The sequence below is a fragment of the Peribacillus sp. BM1 genome (genome assembly GCF_056679975.1).
The window spans coordinates 841,393-860,974 of sequence record NZ_CM155259.1; the positions used below are offsets into that span (position 1 = coordinate 841,393).

Genomic DNA, 19,582 nt, shown 5'->3' on the forward strand with positions numbered 1-19,582 from the left:
ATAACAGACAATTGATCTATTTTAAAATTCATATGACGGATATATCTACAGATCTCATATTTTTTCAATTTTACACTAAAAAAAGAGGATGACAAAATTGTCATCCTCTACGATTATTTTATCCAACCGAGAATCATTTCGCGAATAAGCTTGCTAGCTGTGTTCACTGTTTGCTCAGAAGGATCATAAATAGGTGCTACTTCCACTAAATCACAACCTACCACTTGGAGCTCTGAATGGGCAATTTCATGAATCGATGCCAACAATTCTTTAGCTGTTATCCCGCCACAATCTACTGTCCCCGTTCCTGGTGCGTGCGCTGGATCAAGAACATCAATGTCAATTGTGACATAAACTGGACGACCAACAAGCTCAGGCAACACCTTCTTTAATGGCTCTAATACCTCGAATGGAGCAATTTTCATACCATTTTCTTTTGCCCATTGAAATTCTTCTTTTAAACCGGAGCGAATGCCGAATGAGTACACATTACTTGGACCAATCAATTCAGCCGATTTACGAATAATTGTTGCATGAGAAAGTGGCTCACCCTCATAGTCCTCACGTAGATCGGTATGAGCATCCATATGAATGATCGCCATGTCTGGATATTTCTTGTGCATTGCCTTAATAATTGGCCATGTTACAAGATGCTCTCCGCCCATTCCGATAGGTACCTTACCATCTGCGAGCACTTTATCAACAAACTCTTCAATCAGCGCAACACTGCGTTCTGGATTACCAAAAGGCAATGGAATATCACCGGCATCAAAAAACTTCACGTCTTCTAATTCACGATCTAAATATAAGCTGTATTCTTCAAGTCCAATAGATACTTCACGTATACGCGTCGGGCCAAATCGTGAACCCGGGCGAAAGCTTACGGTCCAATCCATCGGCATGCCGTAAAGCACAGCTTTGGACTCTTCATAATTTGGGTGACTCTTTATAAAAACATTTCCTGAATAAGCTTCATCAAAACGCATAGCTGTGCCTCCATTTTTGTTATGATCTAACGCAAGCGAACAAGGCGCTTCCGCTTTTCTTATTGTCTAGCTACAGCGCCTAGCCCTTCTATGGTCTAGCCAAGCAATCTGATGGGGAGAAACCCACTCCCCACAGCTTGCTTGGCTTATGCTTGTCAGAGGCCCGCAGGATGCGGGTCAGAACGGCATTGCCACAGGACGTGGCGCTCTTAGCCGTTCTTCCCCTTTCAAGGCGCTTCCGCTTTTCTTATTACTTTATTAAGTCTTGAACAAATTTAGGCAGTACGAACGCTGCTTTGTGAAGTTCTTTAGTGTAGTATTTTGTTTCGATTTCATGGAAACGGTCTTCTGACACTTCAAGTGGGTTGTATTTTTTAGAGCCGATTGTGAATGCCCAAAGGCCACTCGGATAAGTTGGAATATTTGCCACATACAAGTTCGTAATTGGGAATATTTCTTTCACATCACGTTGAACGTCGCGAATTAAATCTGCTTTAAACCATGGGTTGTCCGATTGAGCAACAAAGATTCCATCTTCTTTTAAAGCTTTCGAAATGCCTGCGTAAAATCCTTTTGTGAATAAATTTACAGCCGGGCCAACAGGTTCTGTAGAGTCCACCATAATTACATCGTATTCATTTTCACTTTGGGCGATATGCATGAAGCCATCTCCAACTTGAACATCCACACGCGGATCCTCAAGCATCCCAGCAATACTTGGTAAGAACTTCTTAGAATACTCAATGACTTTTCCATCGATATCAACAAGTGTCGCTTTCTTCACGCTTGGATGCTTTAATATTTCACGGATAACGCCGCCGTCTCCCCCGCCTACTACTAATACATTCTCTGGGTTAGGATGCGTAAATAATGGAATATGAGCCACCATTTCATGATAAACAAACTCGTCACGTTCAGATGTCATGACCATATCATCAAGTAAAAGCATATTGCCCCATTCTTCCGTTTCAATCATATCAAGCTTTTGAAATTCTGTTTGTTCTGTATGTAGTGTACGATTTACTTTCATCGTAATGCCGAAATTCTCCGTTTGTTTCTCAGTAAACCAAATGCTCATGTATTTTGCTTCCCTTCTATGCTTTTTCATTCATCATTCCCGTGACCTTCTGAAGCTACTCATTAAAAATAAGCAATCCTGTGAATATCACTAGTAGAGGTTGTTCAAAAAAACCGGTAAAAATAGCTGTCGAATTGCATCAAAGCTCTGTCTCGCCGGTTCTCTCGAGATGCGCTTCTCGAACTTTCCAGCTCTTTTTATCCTCCTTTTTGAACACGCACTAGTATTACGGGATATGCTTTTTCTTAAAATATTGTTTTAACAGTTCTATGTGTCTAACCTTATTCCTGTTACGCTCAGGTCATAAGTTTATGTTAGAGTCACTAGTTTTTGTAGCCATGGACTGGTGACTTTTTTTCTTATTTGCTAGAAAAAAGTATAGACCAATCTAGCAGAAATGCAAGCAGAATTTCTGTTTTAGTCATTGAGCATGTTTAAAATATGCTTTTTTTTTTCATACTGTTACATAAAGGAAATTTCAGCAAGTAAAAATTAAGGAGGTGTAACTCTTGGAACTTATTACAGGGCAACGCTTTAAACAAACACGTAAGTATATCCGGGCGATTATTGTGATTTCTGCAATGGCTTTTCTTTTGCTATTTTTATTTCTTTTTTCCATATTAATTTATGCCAAAATTCTTGGGCCACCGCCGATTGCAGTTCCCCAATCTACCATTTATTACAGTGATAATAATCGGGTCATCGGCGAAAGTAGCCATGGACAGAAACGATATTGGGAGGGGCTTTCAGGCATCTCTCCTGATTTAATCGACGCGACAATTGCTGTCGAGGACCAACATTTCTATTCCCATCACGGCTTCGACCTTAAACGGATTGCTGGTGCAGTAGTTGCTGATATTCGCGCCATGTCCAAAGTTCAGGGAGCAAGCACCATCACACAGCAATATGCACGAAGTTTGTTCCTAGAAAATGACAAAACATGGAGCCGGAAATTAAACGAAGCATTTTATACAATCCGCCTTGAATTGAATTATTCAAAAAAGGAAATTCTTGAAGGCTATTTGAACACAATCTACTATGGCCATGGTGCATATGGTGTCCAAGCTGCTAGCCAATATTATTTTGGTAAAAATGCAAAGGATTTATCGCTCGCGGAAGCAAGTATGCTTGCAGGCATTCCAAAAGGACCGACACGCTATTCACCTTTAAAAAACTTGGATCGAGCTAAAAAAAGACAACAGATTATTCTTGCATCAATGATTAAACAGAAGTTTATTACGAATAATCAGGCGACTCGAGCCCGTAGTAGCTCACTCCTATTCAAAGGAGAACATCTAATTGTTCAAACACAAACGGCTCCCTATTTTCAGGACGCTGTAAAACAAGCTTTAAAATCACAGCTCCAGCTTGATGAACGGACCATTGAGCTCGGGGGCCTGCGCGTGTATACAACCTTAAATGAGCGTCAACAGCAAATCGCAGAAACATCATTTGCTACCATAATGAGTACAGAATCAACCATTCAAGGTGCACTTGTCGCAATGAATCCAAAAACGGGTGCAGTACAGGCACTTGTCGGGGGCAGAGATTATCAGACTTCTCCCTTTAATAGAGCGACTCAAGCGGTCAGACAACCAGGCTCCACGATTAAACCTTTACTATATTATGCAGCCTTAGAAAATGGCTATACGCCGTCAACCATGTTGAAAAGTGAAAAGACAACGTTTAAATATGATCATGATCAAACAACCTACTCGCCTAGTAACTATAATCATCAATATGCCAATGATGAAATTACACTTGCCCAAGCGATTGCTCTTTCCGATAATATCTATGCCGTGAAGTCTCTCTTTTATCTCGGCTTGGATTCCTTCATTCATACAATCCATCGCTTCGGCATCACGTCCGATATGAAAAGTGTTCCTTCGCTTGCTCTTGGTACGTCTGGGATAAAAGCGATTGAAATGGTGAACGCCTACAGCATTTTGGCAAATGGCGGTAAAAGGGTAACACCTATTTTTATTAAAAAAGTGGAAAATGCCAAAGGAGAGGTTATTTTTGAGCAGAAGGATGTTGCTGAACAAGTACTTGATCCTGATCAGACCTTTGTCATGACCCAAATGTTAACAGGTGTATTCGATGAAAAATTGAATGGTTATGCGAAAGTGACAGGCAATTCAATTCGTTCCAAGCTGACACGCCCTTACGCAGGGAAGTCAGGCAGTACGAGTACAGATAGCTGGATGATCGGCTATACGCCACAGCTCGTTTCAGGGGTATGGATCGGCTATGATAAAGAAAATAAGCTTGAGAAGCCTGTCGAGAAAGGCTATGCCAAACGAATCTGGGCTGATTTCATGGAGAATAGCTTAAGCAATCAGCCTGTGCACGAATTCAAAGAAACCAATCAAGTCACCGGCGTCTACATTGACCCGAAAAGCGGCAAGCTTGCCACTTCTGATTGTCCTGTCGCTCGGTTAACATACTTCGCTTCAGGCACAGAACCGAAAGAATTCTGTCCGGGTCACGGCAAGGACAGTGAACCGTTAGAAGAATCCACACCATCGGAAAAGAAAAAACCTTGGTATAAACGGATCTTAAGATTTGGGGAATAAGCAAACAAAGCCTTGAATGGCGTTAAGCCGCCACCAGTTACTATGAGATCTATCATTCAAAAAACCTCGAAGCCAAAATGGCATCGAGGTTTTTCGTGTCCTAGCTATAGTGGTTTTACCCAGTTTTAGTTTACCTATTTTTTTCAATTTCGACAAGAGCCAGATTCGTTTTAAAAAGAAATTGACTACATTTATCCCGGTTTAACAGGCTGTAATACCCCCACCTCAATTTTTGCGAGAGAATCAAGAATTAAATAGGTGGGGGATAAACAGCCTGTAAATCCCCGATTGGTTCAACTAACCCTCAGTGGGGGATGAAAAAAACCCCACTGAGGGAAGTTTCACTTTATTCCGCGTGAAGCCCTTGTTTTAATTCAACAGATGAATGTTTCCACATCTGGGTATTATGGTTTTTCAAAAATTCCGCTAAAATGCCTTTTGATTTTTCATCCATATGCTCGACAATAATATGCCGTTTCATCGATTTATCCATATAGTTCACATGCTGTGGAAGTGATTTATATCCTCGGCGAATGGCGCGGTCCACCGTCATTTCGCATGCCGTAACGCCAGCATACAGAGGACCTTCTTGAGTCGCTTCAATGGTTACCCAGACGAGCCAGTACGGTTTGCCGTTTGGAACCTCTTCTTTTGTTTTCAAGAATTTAATTCCTCGCTCTACCGTACTTCTCGCATGCATAGCCCCAATATCCACTTCTGCTGTTCCTTCTTCTATGTCAATGATGACTGGCGCGATATTATCAAGTGTCATAACACCAGCGCCAAATCCGCCATGTCCTTCTGTCGGGTCATTTTTAATAATATTAAATCCTAACTTCTTCTTTGGTTGTTCTGTCATCTGGTTCATACCTCCTCATTTATACAGTATCTCTTTAAAAGAATAATAATGAAAAGAATTCGCTCATGCTCTGCAAAACAAACGGAATGAGGGTCGTAAGAACGGGGCTGATCGTATAATCGCCTAATGGGGTTATCACCAAGATTAAAAAGATCAATGCCCCATAGTTTTCATATTGCGCCATTTTTGCCCTCATGTCTGATGAAACAAGATCCTGAATAATCCGGTATCCGTCAAGCGGTGGCAATGGGAGTAAGTTGAATACAAACAGGACAATATTTAAATTGATCAGCATTTCCAAAAAGTCCACAATGAAAAATGGTGTATTCGGTTCAAGTCCTAAGGCATACAGCCCAAATAAAATAAAATAGCCAACCGTCGCAATCAGGAAATTGCTGAATGGCCCTGCAAAGGACACGAGGACCCCTGCTAGACGTGGCTTTTTAAAGTAAAATCGATTCACCGGAACCGGACGCGCCCAACCGAAGCCGACAATGAGGATAAGTAATGTTCCCAATGGGTCGATATGGGCAACAGGGTTTAATGTCAGCCTTCCTTCTTTCTGGGCGGTCGAATCTCCAAATTTATAGGCTACAAAGGCGTGAGCAAATTCATGCACCGTAAACGCTATCAGCAGAGAGGCAATGACATAGGGAATCTCTTCAAGTGGATATGCTAAAAATCGTTCCAAACTATTTTCCTCCATTGTTTAATACCCATTAGTATACAGCAAATTATCAAATATGAAAAAGAGTTAGATAAAGTGAAACTTCCATCAGCGGTTTTTTTCATCCCCACTGATGGTTAGTCCCGTTCTACTGTCGCTAAGACCTTCGCTTTCGCTTTGATCAATCGACAGTACGAACCCGATTCAACGAACTCAGACTAGGTACGCCGCATCCTACGGCAACGTCTGAGTGACCCACAATCCTGTGGGCCTCAACTAAACCGCTGAAGATCACAGCTGTAGTTTCACTGTATCTCGCTAATCGGGGATTTACAGGCTGTTATCCCCCACCTCTACATTTCTTAATTCTCACGCAAAAATTGAGGTGGGGGTATTACAGCCTGTCAAACCGGGATAACGGAAATCATAATAAACTCATTTCAGCTTAACGAGCCTTTTATTTCTAAATTTTCTTGCAATTATCACACCAATATGGAACACTAAAAGCATAAAGATTGGAGGGCTATACTATGCCATATGTAACTGTAAAAATGCTTGAAGGACGTACTGAGGAACAAAAGAAAGCACTCGTGGAAAAAGTGACGATTGCTGTTTCAGAAACAACTGGTGCGCCAACTGAAAGTGTAACAATTTTCATCGAAGAAATGTCGAAAAATCATTACGCACAAAATGGTGTCCGCTTTAGTGATAAATAAAAACATGGATGGCATTTAGTAGGTAGGCTACTAATGCTACATATTAACAACTTTTTGAACATCCTATTTTAGAAAAACCTTCTTATCACTATAAAGGCTAAGCTTAATTAAAGCTTAGCCTTTTCCTTTAATCTCCTAATATATTCATATGCTTCGTCAATTTCTTCATGCGTGTACTTTTGCTTACTTTTCAAAGTAAATACTTTCTCCGTTACTTCATCCTTTTCAAGTGTATCAAAATAAAGCACAGTCGAAACAAGTTCCAAAAAGCGTGCATTTTGCTCATTCATGTCACAGAGGCATGGCTCTAATGTAGGCATGTCCATTTCATGCATCGAAAGGAAACTTCTGCCTGAATCTGTTATCGAGTAGCAATATTGATAGTAGCCTGCTTTCTTTTCCCTTACTTCATTCAAATACCCCATTTCACATAATTCCTCAACTCGTAATGTTAGCTCTTCTGAATAAGGGCCGTAAAAGTGAAATTGATACTTTTCCTGAAACGGAAAGGAAAGCTTCTTGGCAATATAAAGCATTTTTTGTAGTTTTTTTCTTCCATTTATTTCACCTGCAGAAGAAATGGCATGAATAATCTTGGCATGATCCTTAAACAAGGCTCATCACTCCTCATTCTAAATGTTCCTTTGCTATAATAGGTTGTTCAAAAAGTCCGGTAAAAAAGCTTGCGAACTTCTCGGCTCCTTTTTGAACACGCACTATAAAGTTATGACAATTCAAGCAGCTCACGGATTTGCCGCTTCACGTTCTTCTTCGTTGATTCATCGCGCAATAAATCGGCAGGGAAATATAATTTATGGTCCGTTCTTCTTTTACCAGAAATCGCATCAACAATTTCTGATTCACGGGACAACTCCCTGATCTCGCCATTATTTTTCAACAAATGAATTGGCAAACGTTCTTCCTCTTCACCCGGACGGTAAAAGTCATAAGGCAAATCAGAAGAGGAATCGACGACAAGATAATACTCCGGATCAATGCCTGCCTTTTTAAATAAACGGTTCAACTCCATCAGTTTGTTCATTTCGTCATTGGATGGATGAAATTCGACATATTTAAATAGTTTACGATTCATAAAGCGAAGGCACAAGTCCCGCAATATGCCATCTTCTTCCACTTCCCAAACTTGGAAATAATAAAGAATGACCGCTTCATCTAATTTCAGATAATCCTCTACTGTTACATTCCCATCGAACAGGGAACGAAAATGGACTGGTTCCTGTTTAAACGTATAACCCGCAACATATAAATGCTTCGCTCTATGTAGAATTTTCGTCAAAATGACTTCAGCACTTCGCGATACGGGGTGAAAGTAAACCTGCCAGTACATTTGATAACGACTCATAATATAATCTTCCACCGCATGCATTCCACTTTGTTTAATCACTACTTGATCTTCACGTGGACGCATCACACGCATAATCCGTTCCATATCAAAATGACCGTAGCTAACTCCGGTAAAATAAGCATCCCGTTGCAAATAATCCATCCGGTCTGCATCTATTTGGCTCGAAATCAGACTCACGACCAGCTTATCTTCATATGTCTTCGCAATAACATCCGAAACTTTCTTTGGGAAATCAGCGTCAATTCTGCGAAGAACGGCATTCACTTCTGTATGCCCGAGAATAATCTCTCTCGTAAATTCCTCATGATCCAAATCGAATACCTTTTCAAATGCATGAGAAAATGGACCATGTCCTAAATCATGAAGCAAAGCAGCACATAAGGAAAGAAGCCTCTCCTCTTGGTTCCATTCAGGTCTTCCTTCAAACACATCATCGACAATTCGGCGCACGATTTCATACACACCAAGCGAGTGATTGAGGCGGCTATGCTCTGCACCATGAAAAGTTAAATAGGTTGTGCCGAGCTGTTTCACTCTGCGCAATCTTTGGAACTCCTTTGTACTGATTAAATCCCAAATCGCCCTGTCCCGCACGTGTATATAGCGGTGAACGGGATCTTTAAATACTTTCTCTTCACTAAGCTTTTCACGGGAATATTTCATGGACTGCCCTCTTTTTCACATGAATTTTTGTGTCTAGCGCAAGCGCTTTTGCTTTCTGATTCTATTATTATAGCTTGTCTTTTAAAAAAAATCCTATATGTCCTATTTTCCACGATTGAAAAACTCGAAGTCCTATATACCCCGCTCTTTTCCTTTAAAACCTTTTGAGTAAAAAAAAGAGGTCCATGCTTCATTCCGTTACCAATTCTCTAGAATTATGCACTAGACTTTGAGTAATCTTCTATTTAATTGCAGCGGAGGATAGGGATGGCATGAATAGATATTTTTTGTCTATTCCTCAATTTTTATGAAAAATTTTATTTCCATTCAAATTCCTCGCAAATAATAGCCTGAAACCTTTCCCTAAAAAAGAGAGGCGTTCATCCTTTTTGAACACGCACTAGTAGGTATTTTAACATGTCCATCTGCAGTTCTAAAAGCGTACATTCAGTGACAATTTATTCAGAAATTGAGTTTTACATAAAAGCAGACTCCAATCATCTTTATACACCGGAAAAAAACTAGTATCCTTTTAAGTTCTGTGAATAAGTTCCCTAATCCTTGGTAATAATGATGTTAATAAGAGGTAATCAAATTTCTATAAACTGTATTAATATGTTACCAATTTTACATGTTACCAGAAAGGAAGTAGATTAGGATGAAGGTTCGTCAAGATGCTTGGACAGAAGAAGATGATTTATTACTCGCTGAGACTGTGCTGCGGCATGTGCGTGAAGGCAGCACCCAATTGAATGCTTTTGAAGAAGTCGGTGATAAGTTAAATCGTACGTCAGCTGCCTGTGGATTTCGTTGGAATGCAGTCGTTCGTCATACATATGACAAAGCGCTGCAATTAGCAAAAAAACAACGCAAACAGCGAAATCGAATGTTAGGAAAAGAACAGGGTGGAAAAAAACGCCTGCTTTATACACCACCCGCTCCTACAGCAGACGCAATTGGGTTATCTGCTAAACCCATGAAGACGATAGCTCCAGAAATATCTGTAGAACTATCAGAAGAAATAGCAGCCCCAATGCAGACTAGGGAAATAGCAAAATCAAGTTCATCTCTAACACTAGACATGGTTATCTCATTTTTACAATCTATGGATGACTCAACACTGCATGTAGAACTACTTCGGGCTGAAAATGAAAGACTAAAGCTTGAAATGAAAGAATTGAGACAACGAAATAACGCCTTAGAAAATCAAATGAATTCACTTGAGCAAAATAGCGGGCTCATGCAAGAAGACTACGAAACTTTAATGAATATCATGAACCGCGCTAGAAAACTCGTGCTTTTAGAAGAAGACGAGCGCCCTGCTACTAAATTCAAAATGGATCGTAACGGAAATCTGGAAAAAGTAGCTGAATAATTAGCCATTTAAATAGATACGTATTTGTGGAGACGGTAGGCAACACACGTTTATATTTTACGTGTAATGTAGCTTAGTAATTTTTTAAAAAAGAGGATGCCAGGAAAAGGGGACAGACCATACAACTACTTCATTCATTTCAGTTGAAAACTTTATCACGATTCACTGTATATAAAGTGTGAGGTCATACCCCTTTGCATCCTATTTGTTGTATCAATCTTCATCTAGCTTGTCGTTTCGTTCTTTCACTCTCACTAAATATCCTTCATATATAGCTAGCTCTTCTGGCTGAAGATGTGAGGAGTAAATGCTTCCACTTGTTTGCTTTAAGGTTTGCAATAGACTCATCATTACATCCTGGATGGTTAATGGTACATGTAATAGTTCCGATAATGATGCCATCACTTCTGGTTGAATATCAGGATAGGCAAACTTTGTAGCCACGTCTCTTTTTGCTTGTGCATAAAAGCCACGAATAAGCTCTGCACGCTCAGCTCCACTTCCATTTACACATAAATAGATTTGAACAGCGACTCCATTACGAATTCTCCGTTGGGAAATACCTGCAAATTTTTTATCATTTATACTAAGATCATAACTTCCAGGGCAATACGATCCAATAATTTCTTTTGCTTCAATGCTCACACCATATTGGGAGAACATCGTGCGAATCAAGTCAAGCATGGCATCATATCCACGGTTGATTTCGATTCTTCGCTCCGTTTCTGGAAACACAAGCGAGACATTTAGCACACCCTCATCAAGAACAACAGCAAGTCCTCCTGAATTCCTTACAATGACCCGATAGCCTAAGGCATTTAAATATGATATTCCACTGTGAAGGAATGGAAGCCTTGTATCTTGAATTCCGAGTACGATCGTTTGGTGATGCAGCCACGCTCTAGCCACAGCTTGGGAACGGCCACTGCCGACAGAGGCGCATAATGTATCGTCCATTGCAAATGACTGTAATGCATGAAAATTGGGGCCAAGTGAAGATTGATCGATGATTCTCCACTCCGGCTGAATGATTAAAGATTCTTTTTCACTCATTTAAACGCTTCCTTTTTATCATCATTTAAATCAAATCAATTATACCATTAGCTTTATGTTTTAAAAAAAGGGCATGTGAAAACAGAGGGGTCCCAAAGCAAAGGGTCTGACCCCGCAACAACTAAATACAGTATATGATAAGTGTATGAGACACTACATACTGATTGAGAGTGCGAGGTCAGACCCTTATGTGACATCCCAGGAATAACTATTATCGTTCTATTGCTTGACCAGCAGTAATCAAGGCCAATTTATATACATCTTCTTCATTACATCCACGAGAAAGATCATTCACAGGACGATTCAAGCCTTGTAGAACCGGACCAACCGCTTCGAAATTACCAAGACGCTGTGCAATTTTGTATCCAATATTACCTGCTTCAAGGCTTGGGAATACAAATACGTTCGCATCACCTTGTATTAAAGAATCAGGCGCTTTACTTTTCGCAACAGAAGGGACAAATGCGGCATCGAATTGGAATTCTCCGTCAAGAATTAAAGCCGGATTCAACTCTTGGGCGATTTTTACTGCTTCCGCAACTCTTTCCGTTTCTGGTGAAACCGCTGATCCTTTTGTTGAGAAGCTAAGCATCGCAACACGTGGCTCAATATTAAACATTTGAGCTGTTTTTGCACTTTCAATCGCAATTTCAGCTAAATCACTGCTATCTGGTGCAATGTTGATGGCACAATCTGCAAACACATATTTTTCTTCATCGCGAACCATGATGAATACCCCAGAAGTCTTTTTAACTCCTTGTTTCGTCTTAATGACTTGTAAGGCTGGACGCACTGTATCTGCAGTGGAATGTATTGCACCGCTAACAAGGCCATCTGCTTTATTCGTATGCACAAGCATTGTACCGAAATAATTTTCATTCAATAAAATTTGACGTGCTTGTTCTTCAGTTGCTTTTCCTTTACGTGCTTCCACGAAAGATGCAACAAGTTCGTCCATCATTAAGTATTGAGCAGGATCATAGATTTCTACCTCTTCAAGGGAAACACCTAGATTTTTGGCTGATTGCTGTATTTTTTCAATATCTCCAATTAGGATAGGAGTCAATAACTTATCTGCTGCCAAACGAGCAGCGGCTGTCAAGATTCGTTCATCCAAACCTTCTGGAAAAACGATTTTTAGGTTTTGTCCTGAGACTTTTTCTTTTAATGTATCAAATAAATTACTCATGCTTTTTCCTCCTGTACGAAATGACTTGTATGAACCGACATGATTTCTAATGAACTACGGCTGCAAACATTCATTTTTATTGTTATATAATTAGCATACCCTGTTAGCCTGAAAAATTCTAGAAACAGGCAGTCTGACATCGCTTACATTTATAAAAAAATATTATTTTGGGATAGTATGCGTTATCATTTTACAAAGATGGTATAAAAGAGGGGTAAGATGGCAGATCATGACTAGGATAAATATGAACGAATTTTGAACGTGTTGAGCTAAATTTGGACCATATCCGATTCACAAAATTTCCTTTAAATTAAATTATGATATAGTTAATATATAGAAAAAAACAAGGCGACAATTCGCCAAAATTTAGTATGAAGCGGGTTCTCGTATTGTGAGCGTATACAACACTAGTTGTATTTTTCCAGTTAATCGTTCTCCCTCTGTTCTTCATACACAAAAATATATAGGAGTGATACTCATGAGTGAAGCTGCACAAACCCTTGATGGCTGGTATTGCCTGCACGATTTCCGTACAATTGATTGGGCATCTTGGAAAATGATCTCTAATGAAGAACGCCAAGAAGCAATTTCAGAATTTAACCGTTTAGTTGACAAATGGAATACAACACAAAGTAATAATGAAGGCAGTCATGCACTTTATACAATCGTTGGTCAAAAGGCAGATTTCATGATGATGTTTGCACGTCCAACAATGGAAGAACTTAACGCAATTGAATTGGAGTTCAATAAATCGAAGCTTGCTGAATACACAACCCCTAGTTATTCTTACGTATCTGTTGTTGAACTCAGCAACTATCTTGCCGGTGAGTCGGACGAGGATCCTTACCAAAATCCTCACATTCGTTCTCGTTTGTACCCTATTTTGCCTAAATCGAAGTATGCTTGCTTCTATCCAATGGACAAGCGTCGCGATGGTAATGACAATTGGTACATGCTTTCTATGGAAGAGCGCAAAGGCTTAATGCGTTCCCACGGTTTGATTGGCCGCAGTTATGCAGGAAAGGTGAAACAAATCATTTCCGGTTCAGTCGGTTTTGATGATTTTGAATGGGGCGTTACTTTATTCTCAGACGACGTCCTGCAATTCAAAAAAATTGTTTATGAAATGCGTTTTGACGAAGTAAGTGCCCGCTATGGCGAATTCGGTTCTTTCTTTGTTGGAAACATCCTTTCCGAAGAAGAAATTTCTACATTTTTATCTGTATAATCAATTAGAACATATAGAAGGGCTGACTTCCCATACATATCTGTAGTAGATAAAGTTTGAAAGTTGTCCCAAAAAGGTCTGATCTCACACACTATACACCGTTTATTGTGTTAATTACACGTTATCTAAAGTGAAACTTCAATCAGTGGGGGTTTTGACTTTCCGTTAATGCGTGATAAACGATATATAGTAGCTATGAGGTCAGACCTTTTCGTGATAAGGCGGATGTTTTTAATTGTTCCTTTTCCTTTGAATTCCCACAATGATTTGCTCCCCACAATGACTCAAACTTTTTTGTCATAAACTTGCCCACGTTACCGTACACATGAATTAGTGATGATGCAATTGTTACGTTAAATTCCCCTATAACCAATAACATCAAGATTAAATAGTAAAACAACCATAGAGAGGTGATTAGGTTGGCAGTCATCAAGCATAATGAGGCAGATGTAAAACTTTTAGCCCGTCTGTTACGGGCTGAAGCTGAGGCTGATGGGACTCAAGGAATGCTGTTAGTTGGAAATGTAGGTGTAAACCGGGTAAGAGCCGAATGTCTTGATTTTAAAAATATTTCAAACATGAATAAAATGGTCTTTCAAAATCCTGGGGGCTTTGAGGCCACTCAGAAAGGGTATTTCTATCAACGGGCTCGTCAATCAGAAATTGACCTTGCTAGAAAAGTAATTAAAGGCAACCGCTACCATCCAGCCCGAAATTCGTTATGGTTTTTTAAGCCTCCTGGGGCTTGCCCTGCACAATGGTATAACCAAGACAATACTGGACGATTTAAGTCACACTGCTTCTTCCAGCCAACACAAGCGAATTGTCCAAGCGTGTATAGTACGTATTAAAAGAATGGCTACAGAGGTTGTTTGTTTACACCGATCCCTTATGTCTTCACCGGCATAACTCACTTCCTCTGGTCAAAGAAAATAAGGAGTATACCACGAATTTTCGCATCGATCTTTTTCACAATAAGCAAGAAGACAGCACGAAAAGAGCTGTAAGGATCTTAATTGACGAGTCACTCCGTATTTCAAAAAGCATGTACTTAGTTTCATGTCTAATTTCAGATATTTGGAGGGAAAATGATGAATCAGCCTACAAACCAAAATCAATTTGGAAATTACCCATTTCCACAAGGCTATCCCCAACAATATGGCAATGTTAATCCAACTCAAAGTCCGACTGGCTATCAACAGGGACCGTATCAACCTATTCAAGCACCATTACAAGTACCGGTTCCACCAAGCATGCCAGCCGGCGGTCCACAGGTTCCAGGAATGCTATCAGTCGAAGAATCTTATATTGAGAACATCCTAAGACTTAATAAGGGAAAGTTAGTAACCATTTATACAACCTTTGAAAATAACCGGGAGTGGAATGCGAAAATTTTTAAAGGAATTATAGAAGCTGCCGGGCGTGACCATATCATAATCAGTGATCCCCAAACAGGACTTCGATACTTAATACCAATGGTTTATTTAGATTACATCAGCTTTGAAGAAGAAATTGAATATGAATATCCCTTTGGATCAGGTCAAGCGAATATGGCGTCCTATCCACCTAGATAAAGCGAAACTTCAATCAGTGGGGGTTTTACTGCCCGTTAAAGCGGGATTAAAAAGGCACAAGGGGCTTTGGCTAACCTCAGAAGCAACTTCAGGGACAGGCACTTTAGCCACTCACTAAAATTCATGGAAAAGGAGTATACTTTTCGCCTTTCCGCAAAAAAAAGAGGCTGTTACAAGATTCAATCCTTGTGGCGGCCTCTTTTTTTGTTTATACATACTTCACTGTTGCAACGACTAGCAACACCCAGGCTACAAGGAAAGCGACTCCTCCTAGAGGGGTAATCGCACCAAGAACTTTAATTCCCGATACACTCAGTACATACAAACTGCCTGAGAATAAAATGATACCAGCAAACATGAGCCATCCTGACCAGTTCATAATAGGACTAGAAATTTTTCCAAAAAGAATTCCGATAATTAGCAAGCCTATGGCATGAAACATTTGATACTGAACACCAGTCTGCCATGTCGCTAAGTATTTATCGGAGATTTTCCCCTCTAACCCATGAGCACCGAAAGCACCAAGGGCCACAGCTACAAAGGCATTAATCGCACCTAAAATAATAAATAATTTCATCCCAAACACCCCTTTTATTTAAAAATCAAACAAAGAATCTCCATTTGCATCCGCTATTTTAACAGGTTTCATTTGTGTTATGGATGAAACAATCGGGACTTGTGGCTGAATCGGCTGGGTGAATAAAGCTTGCGGCTGCACTGGAATATGGCCCGCACTTAAATGTGTTGCCGTTTCTTCCTTTCCTTCATGCAAGACATCGCATAATGCTTGAATCGCAAGCACATAGCCACTTAATTCCGCTTTAGATTCCGCCTGCTTTGCTTTTACAACCAGCTCACCCATTTTATCTAATATTTTCCCAGATGAAACTTCCATCTTCTCACCTCTTTATTTATCTCGGTTTAACAGGCTGTAGTCCCCCCACCTCAATTTTTGAGAGAATCAAAAAAATAGATGGGGGATAAATAGCCTGTAAATCCCCGATTGGTTCAACTAACCATCAGTAGGGGGATGAAGAACCCCACTGATGGTTAGTTTCACTTTACGGCTGTCCCCTAACGAAAGGTTCAGACACTTTTGAGACAGCCTCTGCTGTTGCTTAGCATATCAAAAAATGAACATCTGTTCAAAGTTTACTTCTTACTGGTTTGCAAGCAGACTTCGGTGAAAACTTCATACAAGCTTCACCCGATAAGCGGAATACTTCTAATGATGGAAGATTGGCACTTTTAAAGGAAAATGATCTGCACCCTCTTGGAAAATGCGGATCCCACGTTACATAATAATGCTTGCAAGCCAAACAATTTATTCCTTTTCGCTGCATAATCTACAATCCTTTCACAAAACTCCCTGTTTCATGTGGAATATTGTCAGTATTTATCCTGATTTAACTAACCCACTTTTACAGGTTTTAAAATTGAACTAAATAACCTTATTATCTATTTGAAATTTGCCAATCAATTTCTTGTTCCCCTAGCTGTTTTAGAAGCTGATTGGTTTTTGAAAATGGTCGGCTACCAAAGAAGCCCCTATTTGCAGATAATGGACTCGGGTGAACCGAAGTGATGATAGGATGCTTCTTTGTATCAATTAACGGGATTTTACTTTGTGCAGGTTTTCCCCATAAAATGAAGACCACTGGTGTCTCGCGTTCATTTAATAGTGAAATAACTTTATTCGTAAATAGTTCCCAGCCTTTTCCACGATGGGAATGTGCTTCCCCTTCTCTAACTGTCAATACAGTATTCAAAAGCAGTACCCCCTGCTCTGCCCATTGAACAAGGTTTCCGTGATTTGGGATTGTACAGCCAATATCCGCATGCAATTCTTTATAAATATTTTTTAAAGAAGGCGGAATCCTCACTTCTGGTTGAACAGAGAAACTAAGACCATGTGCTTGATGTGGTCCGTGATATGGATCCTGACCTAGAATAACCACCTTTACCTTCTGAAATGGCGTAAGTGTAAGCGCGTTGTATATATCCTTGGCTTCTGGATGGATTCTTTCATTCCTATATTCTTCTATCAAAAACTCTCGTAGCTCTTGATAATACGGCTTTCTGAATTCCTCTGCCAAGAGCGGCTCCCAATCATTGTGTAGAATCTGACTCTTCATTGTCTAAAAGCTCCTTTCTACAATCTACTTTTCTCTATTATACGCTATGCTAACATTTCCTTCCTCGTTTTATCAGGCGTTTAAAATTTGTCAGGTTTCTACTCTACCCATTTATGGATATAAGGGTTAAATGAACTTATTAATGTTAGGGGAATAGAGAATGAAAAGAAGTTGGTTTTTAAACAAATGGATGTATGGTGTGTATATGATTCTCCTAGTTATTACAATCGTGATTGTGTACAACAGCTATAAACCACTGCCAGAGGGGGTTTCCTTTGAGGGAAAGGTACATCGTGTTGATGACGTAAATTTCATATACGATTTGTCATACAAAGACAAAAGCGGCCATGCCCAGCATGAACAGCGGATATTCAATGATATCTACCAAGCCATTGAAGACGCTGATGAATTTATTGTAATCGATATGTTTTTGTTCAACGGATTTTATGATGGAGATATTCATTTTCCTAAATTAAGTAAGACTTTAACGGATAAGCTTGTTGCTAAGAAGCAAGCCAATCCTCATATTCAGATAATCTTTATTACAGATGAAGTGAATACAACCTATCAATCGTATCAATTAGAAGAAGTAAAGAAAATGAGAGAAAACGGGATTGATGTGATAGTGACCAATCTAGATCGTTTACGAGATCCGAACCCAATATACTCTGGCTTTTACCGCACGTTTCTACAATGGTTTGGTGAGTCGGGATATGGCTGGATTCGTAATCCACTGGCGAAGTCCGCACCTAAAGTTACCGCTCGTTCCTATTTACGGCTACTTAATATTAAGGCCAATCACCGAAAGTTGATTGCCACAGAGAAAACAGCGCTGATCACATCTGCTAATCCCCATGACGCAAGTGGCTATCATTCGAATATCGCATTTCAAATGGATGGCAACATTATTTCGGATTTTGTAGAGGTTGAGAAGGCTGTCGCACGCTTTTCTGGAGGACCAAAACAGTTTCCAATCTATGAAAAAACTTCGATGGAAACGGGAGAAATCGGTGTTCAGCTCCTGACAGAGGGAAAGATCTACAAGCATGTTCTCCAAGAAATTGATGCAGCAAAAGATGGAGATCATATCTGGATGGCCATGTTCTACATCGCCGACCGTCCCGTAGTAAAGGCCCTTACAAAAGCTGCTCAGCGTGGCGTTAGCATTCATTTAATTCTCGATCCGAATAAAAATGCCTTTGGCAGCGAAAAAATGGGACTGCCCAATCTACCAGTTGCCGCAGAATTAGAGAAGCTAGATGAAAATAACATTCATATTCGCTGGTATGACACGGAAAAAGAACAATTTCATACCAAATTAATGCTCATCCAAAAGCCTAAAAAAAGCATCATTATCGGCGGTTCTACTAATTACACCGAACGGAATCTAGATGATTACAACCTTGAAGCTAACGTCAAAATCATCACTCCTGCTACTGCAGAGGTTTCCAAAGACGTAATTGCTTACTTCTGGCGCCTTTGGAAGAATAAAGATGGGATATATACGGTTGATTATGAAGAATATCAGGATAAACTTCCTGTGTTTAAGTATATTACTTACCGTATACAGAAGATTTTCAAATTCACAACTTACTAATTTTCAATTTCCTTTAATTAGTAGGTTTCAACTCTAGCAAAAGCGGCTATATATAGAACATAACCATACAGAAACTTTTACAGACACTCATTTTAAAAAAACTAAAGGAGGAACTATACTATGAATCAAGTATATGTTGTAGAAAATGGCGTACAAGCACAGGAAAGAATTAATCAGTTGGTAACGACAGGGTTTTCTAAGGAAAACATTTACTTATTTGCTCATAATATAGACCGCTCAGAGCATTTAACTGAAGCTACAAACACAGAAGAAGTCGGTATGAAGGAGCAAGGCCTCTTAGATACCATTGGAAATCTATTTAAATCCCGAGGAGATGAGCTTCGTAACCGCTTCGAGAATCTTGGCTTAACTGAGTCTGAAGCGTCTCGGTATGAAGAAGAACTGGATAAAGGCAAGGTAGTTGTCATAGCAAGCTCAGACGTGAAATAAAGTGAAACTTCCAAACACTAATTAAATTCAAAAGGCCTGTTATTTTCCAAAGAAAGAGCGGAAAATGACA

The 19,582-nt window shown here is 39.8% G+C and carries 19 protein-coding genes; 8 read left to right on the forward strand and 11 right to left on the reverse strand.

Features of this window, described 5'->3' with window-relative positions:
* Positions 1–113: 113 nt before the first annotated feature.
* Together speB and speE are read right to left on the reverse strand one after the other, a co-directional pair.
* Positions 114–986 (reverse strand): agmatinase, encoded by an 873-nt coding sequence (gene speB / locus AC1MGI_RS04000; RefSeq protein WP_480348671.1) that lies wholly within the window; start codon positions 984–986, stop codon positions 114–116.
* A gap of 250 nt (positions 987–1,236) precedes the next feature.
* Complete coding sequence (gene speE, locus AC1MGI_RS04005; protein ID WP_062185318.1) at positions 1,237–2,064, reverse strand: spermidine synthase; 828 nt, start codon at positions 2,062–2,064, stop codon at positions 1,237–1,239.
* A 509-nt stretch (positions 2,065–2,573) separates the two neighbouring features.
* Between speE and AC1MGI_RS04010 the strand changes: the two genes are divergently transcribed.
* On the forward strand, positions 2,574–4,640 hold the full coding sequence (locus AC1MGI_RS04010; protein ID WP_480348672.1) for a transglycosylase domain-containing protein: 2,067 nt from the start codon (positions 2,574–2,576) through the stop codon (positions 4,638–4,640).
* 346 nt (positions 4,641–4,986) lie between these two features.
* On the opposite strand, the gene AC1MGI_RS04015 is transcribed toward AC1MGI_RS04010, so the two are convergent.
* Together AC1MGI_RS04015 and AC1MGI_RS04020 are read right to left on the reverse strand one after the other, a co-directional pair.
* Entirely contained in the window at positions 4,987–5,499 is a 513-nt protein-coding gene (locus tag AC1MGI_RS04015; protein ID WP_480348673.1) for a YwhD family protein, read from the reverse strand.
* A 34-nt stretch (positions 5,500–5,533) separates the two neighbouring features.
* Positions 5,534–6,190: a site-2 protease family protein gene (locus tag AC1MGI_RS04020; protein ID WP_480348674.1), complete on the reverse strand. Its 657-nt coding sequence runs from the start codon at positions 6,188–6,190 to the stop codon at positions 5,534–5,536.
* A 506-nt stretch (positions 6,191–6,696) separates the two neighbouring features.
* On the opposite strand from AC1MGI_RS04020, the gene AC1MGI_RS04025 reads away from it, so the two are divergent.
* Positions 6,697–6,882: a 2-hydroxymuconate tautomerase gene (locus AC1MGI_RS04025; protein ID WP_062185307.1), complete on the forward strand. Its 186-nt coding sequence runs from the start codon at positions 6,697–6,699 to the stop codon at positions 6,880–6,882.
* Between the two features lie 107 nt (positions 6,883–6,989).
* Here AC1MGI_RS04025 and AC1MGI_RS04030 read toward each other — a convergent pair whose 3' ends face one another.
* Both AC1MGI_RS04030 and AC1MGI_RS04035 read right to left on the reverse strand, forming a co-directional pair.
* Positions 6,990–7,496 (reverse strand): YwgA family protein, encoded by a 507-nt coding sequence (locus AC1MGI_RS04030; RefSeq protein ID WP_062185305.1) that lies wholly within the window; start codon positions 7,494–7,496, stop codon positions 6,990–6,992.
* 110 nt (positions 7,497–7,606) lie between these two features.
* Positions 7,607–8,911 carry an HD domain-containing protein gene (locus tag AC1MGI_RS04035; RefSeq protein WP_480348675.1) on the reverse strand — a complete coding sequence of 435 codons (1,305 nt, stop codon included), beginning with the start codon at positions 8,909–8,911 and terminating at the stop codon, positions 7,607–7,609.
* 658 nt (positions 8,912–9,569) lie between these two features.
* Here AC1MGI_RS04035 and AC1MGI_RS04040 point away from each other — a divergent pair.
* Complete coding sequence (locus AC1MGI_RS04040; protein WP_480348676.1) at positions 9,570–10,286, forward strand: RsfA family transcriptional regulator; 717 nt, start codon at positions 9,570–9,572, stop codon at positions 10,284–10,286.
* A gap of 213 nt (positions 10,287–10,499) precedes the next feature.
* On the opposite strand, the gene lipL is transcribed toward AC1MGI_RS04040, so the two are convergent.
* The gene (gene lipL / locus AC1MGI_RS04045) at positions 10,500–11,339 is read right to left on the reverse strand and encodes an octanoyl-[GcvH]:protein N-octanoyltransferase (RefSeq protein ID WP_480348677.1); all 840 of its coding nucleotides are present in this window, start codon (positions 11,337–11,339) and stop codon (positions 10,500–10,502) included.
* Between the two features lie 211 nt (positions 11,340–11,550).
* A complete protein-coding gene (gene pta, locus AC1MGI_RS04050; protein ID WP_480348678.1) occupies positions 11,551–12,528 on the reverse strand; it encodes a phosphate acetyltransferase in 978 nt (325 codons plus the stop codon).
* A gap of 478 nt (positions 12,529–13,006) precedes the next feature.
* On the opposite strand from pta, the gene hemQ reads away from it, so the two are divergent.
* The 3 genes from hemQ to gerQ all read left to right on the forward strand — a co-directional run bounded on the left by hemQ (position 13,007) and on the right by gerQ (position 15,330).
* Positions 13,007–13,756, forward strand: a complete 750-nt coding sequence (hemQ, locus tag AC1MGI_RS04055) for a hydrogen peroxide-dependent heme synthase (protein WP_480348679.1) — start codon at positions 13,007–13,009, stop codon at positions 13,754–13,756.
* Between the two features lie 419 nt (positions 13,757–14,175).
* Entirely contained in the window at positions 14,176–14,607 is a 432-nt protein-coding gene (locus AC1MGI_RS04060; protein WP_480348680.1) for a cell wall hydrolase, read from the forward strand.
* Between the two features lie 240 nt (positions 14,608–14,847).
* A complete protein-coding gene (gene gerQ, locus AC1MGI_RS04065) occupies positions 14,848–15,330 on the forward strand; it encodes a spore coat protein GerQ (protein WP_480349699.1) in 483 nt (160 codons plus the stop codon).
* Between the two features lie 208 nt (positions 15,331–15,538).
* Here gerQ and AC1MGI_RS04070 read toward each other — a convergent pair whose 3' ends face one another.
* From AC1MGI_RS04070 to AC1MGI_RS04080, 3 genes are all read right to left on the reverse strand, one after another.
* Positions 15,539–15,907, reverse strand: a complete 369-nt coding sequence (locus tag AC1MGI_RS04070; protein WP_403076098.1) for a DUF423 domain-containing protein — start codon at positions 15,905–15,907, stop codon at positions 15,539–15,541.
* 18 nt (positions 15,908–15,925) lie between these two features.
* The gene (locus AC1MGI_RS04075) at positions 15,926–16,225 is read right to left on the reverse strand and encodes a YwdI family protein (RefSeq protein ID WP_480348681.1); all 300 of its coding nucleotides are present in this window, start codon (positions 16,223–16,225) and stop codon (positions 15,926–15,928) included.
* Between the two features lie 559 nt (positions 16,226–16,784).
* Positions 16,785–17,465: a uracil-DNA glycosylase gene (locus AC1MGI_RS04080; protein ID WP_480348682.1), complete on the reverse strand. Its 681-nt coding sequence runs from the start codon at positions 17,463–17,465 to the stop codon at positions 16,785–16,787.
* A 160-nt stretch (positions 17,466–17,625) separates the two neighbouring features.
* On the opposite strand from AC1MGI_RS04080, the gene AC1MGI_RS04085 reads away from it, so the two are divergent.
* On the forward strand, positions 17,626–19,062 hold the full coding sequence (locus AC1MGI_RS04085) for a phospholipase D family protein (RefSeq protein WP_480348683.1): 1,437 nt from the start codon (positions 17,626–17,628) through the stop codon (positions 19,060–19,062).
* Positions 19,063–19,182: 120 nt separating this feature from the next.
* On the forward strand, positions 19,183–19,512 hold the full coding sequence (locus AC1MGI_RS04090) for a YflT domain-containing protein (protein WP_480348684.1): 330 nt from the start codon (positions 19,183–19,185) through the stop codon (positions 19,510–19,512).
* Positions 19,513–19,582: the final 70 nt, after the last annotated feature.

Coding starts and splice junctions, on each gene's coding strand:
- speB (WP_480348671.1), bottom strand. CDS start 986: ATGCGTTTTGATGAAGCTTATTCAGGAAATGTTTTTATAAAGAGTCAC.
- speE (WP_062185318.1), bottom strand. CDS start 2,064: ATGAGCATTTGGTTTACTGAGAAACAAACGGAGAATTTCGGCATTACG.
- AC1MGI_RS04015 (WP_480348673.1), bottom strand. CDS start 5,499: ATGACAGAACAACCAAAGAAGAAGTTAGGATTTAATATTATTAAAAAT.
- AC1MGI_RS04025 (WP_062185307.1), top strand. CDS start 6,697: ATGCCATATGTAACTGTAAAAATGCTTGAAGGACGTACTGAGGAACAA.
- AC1MGI_RS04035 (WP_480348675.1), bottom strand. CDS start 8,911: ATGAAATATTCCCGTGAAAAGCTTAGTGAAGAGAAAGTATTTAAAGAT.
- AC1MGI_RS04040 (WP_480348676.1), top strand. CDS start 9,570: ATGAAGGTTCGTCAAGATGCTTGGACAGAAGAAGATGATTTATTACTC.
- lipL (WP_480348677.1), bottom strand. CDS start 11,339: ATGAGTGAAAAAGAATCTTTAATCATTCAGCCGGAGTGGAGAATCATC.
- pta (WP_480348678.1), bottom strand. CDS start 12,528: ATGAGTAATTTATTTGATACATTAAAAGAAAAAGTCTCAGGACAAAAC.
- hemQ (WP_480348679.1), top strand. CDS start 13,007: ATGAGTGAAGCTGCACAAACCCTTGATGGCTGGTATTGCCTGCACGAT.
- gerQ (WP_480349699.1), top strand. CDS start 14,848: ATGAATCAGCCTACAAACCAAAATCAATTTGGAAATTACCCATTTCCA.
- AC1MGI_RS04070 (WP_403076098.1), bottom strand. CDS start 15,907: ATGAAATTATTTATTATTTTAGGTGCGATTAATGCCTTTGTAGCTGTG.
- AC1MGI_RS04075 (WP_480348681.1), bottom strand. CDS start 16,225: ATGGAAGTTTCATCTGGGAAAATATTAGATAAAATGGGTGAGCTGGTT.
- AC1MGI_RS04080 (WP_480348682.1), bottom strand. CDS start 17,465: ATGAAGAGTCAGATTCTACACAATGATTGGGAGCCGCTCTTGGCAGAG.
- AC1MGI_RS04085 (WP_480348683.1), top strand. CDS start 17,626: ATGAAAAGAAGTTGGTTTTTAAACAAATGGATGTATGGTGTGTATATG.
- AC1MGI_RS04090 (WP_480348684.1), top strand. CDS start 19,183: ATGAATCAAGTATATGTTGTAGAAAATGGCGTACAAGCACAGGAAAGA.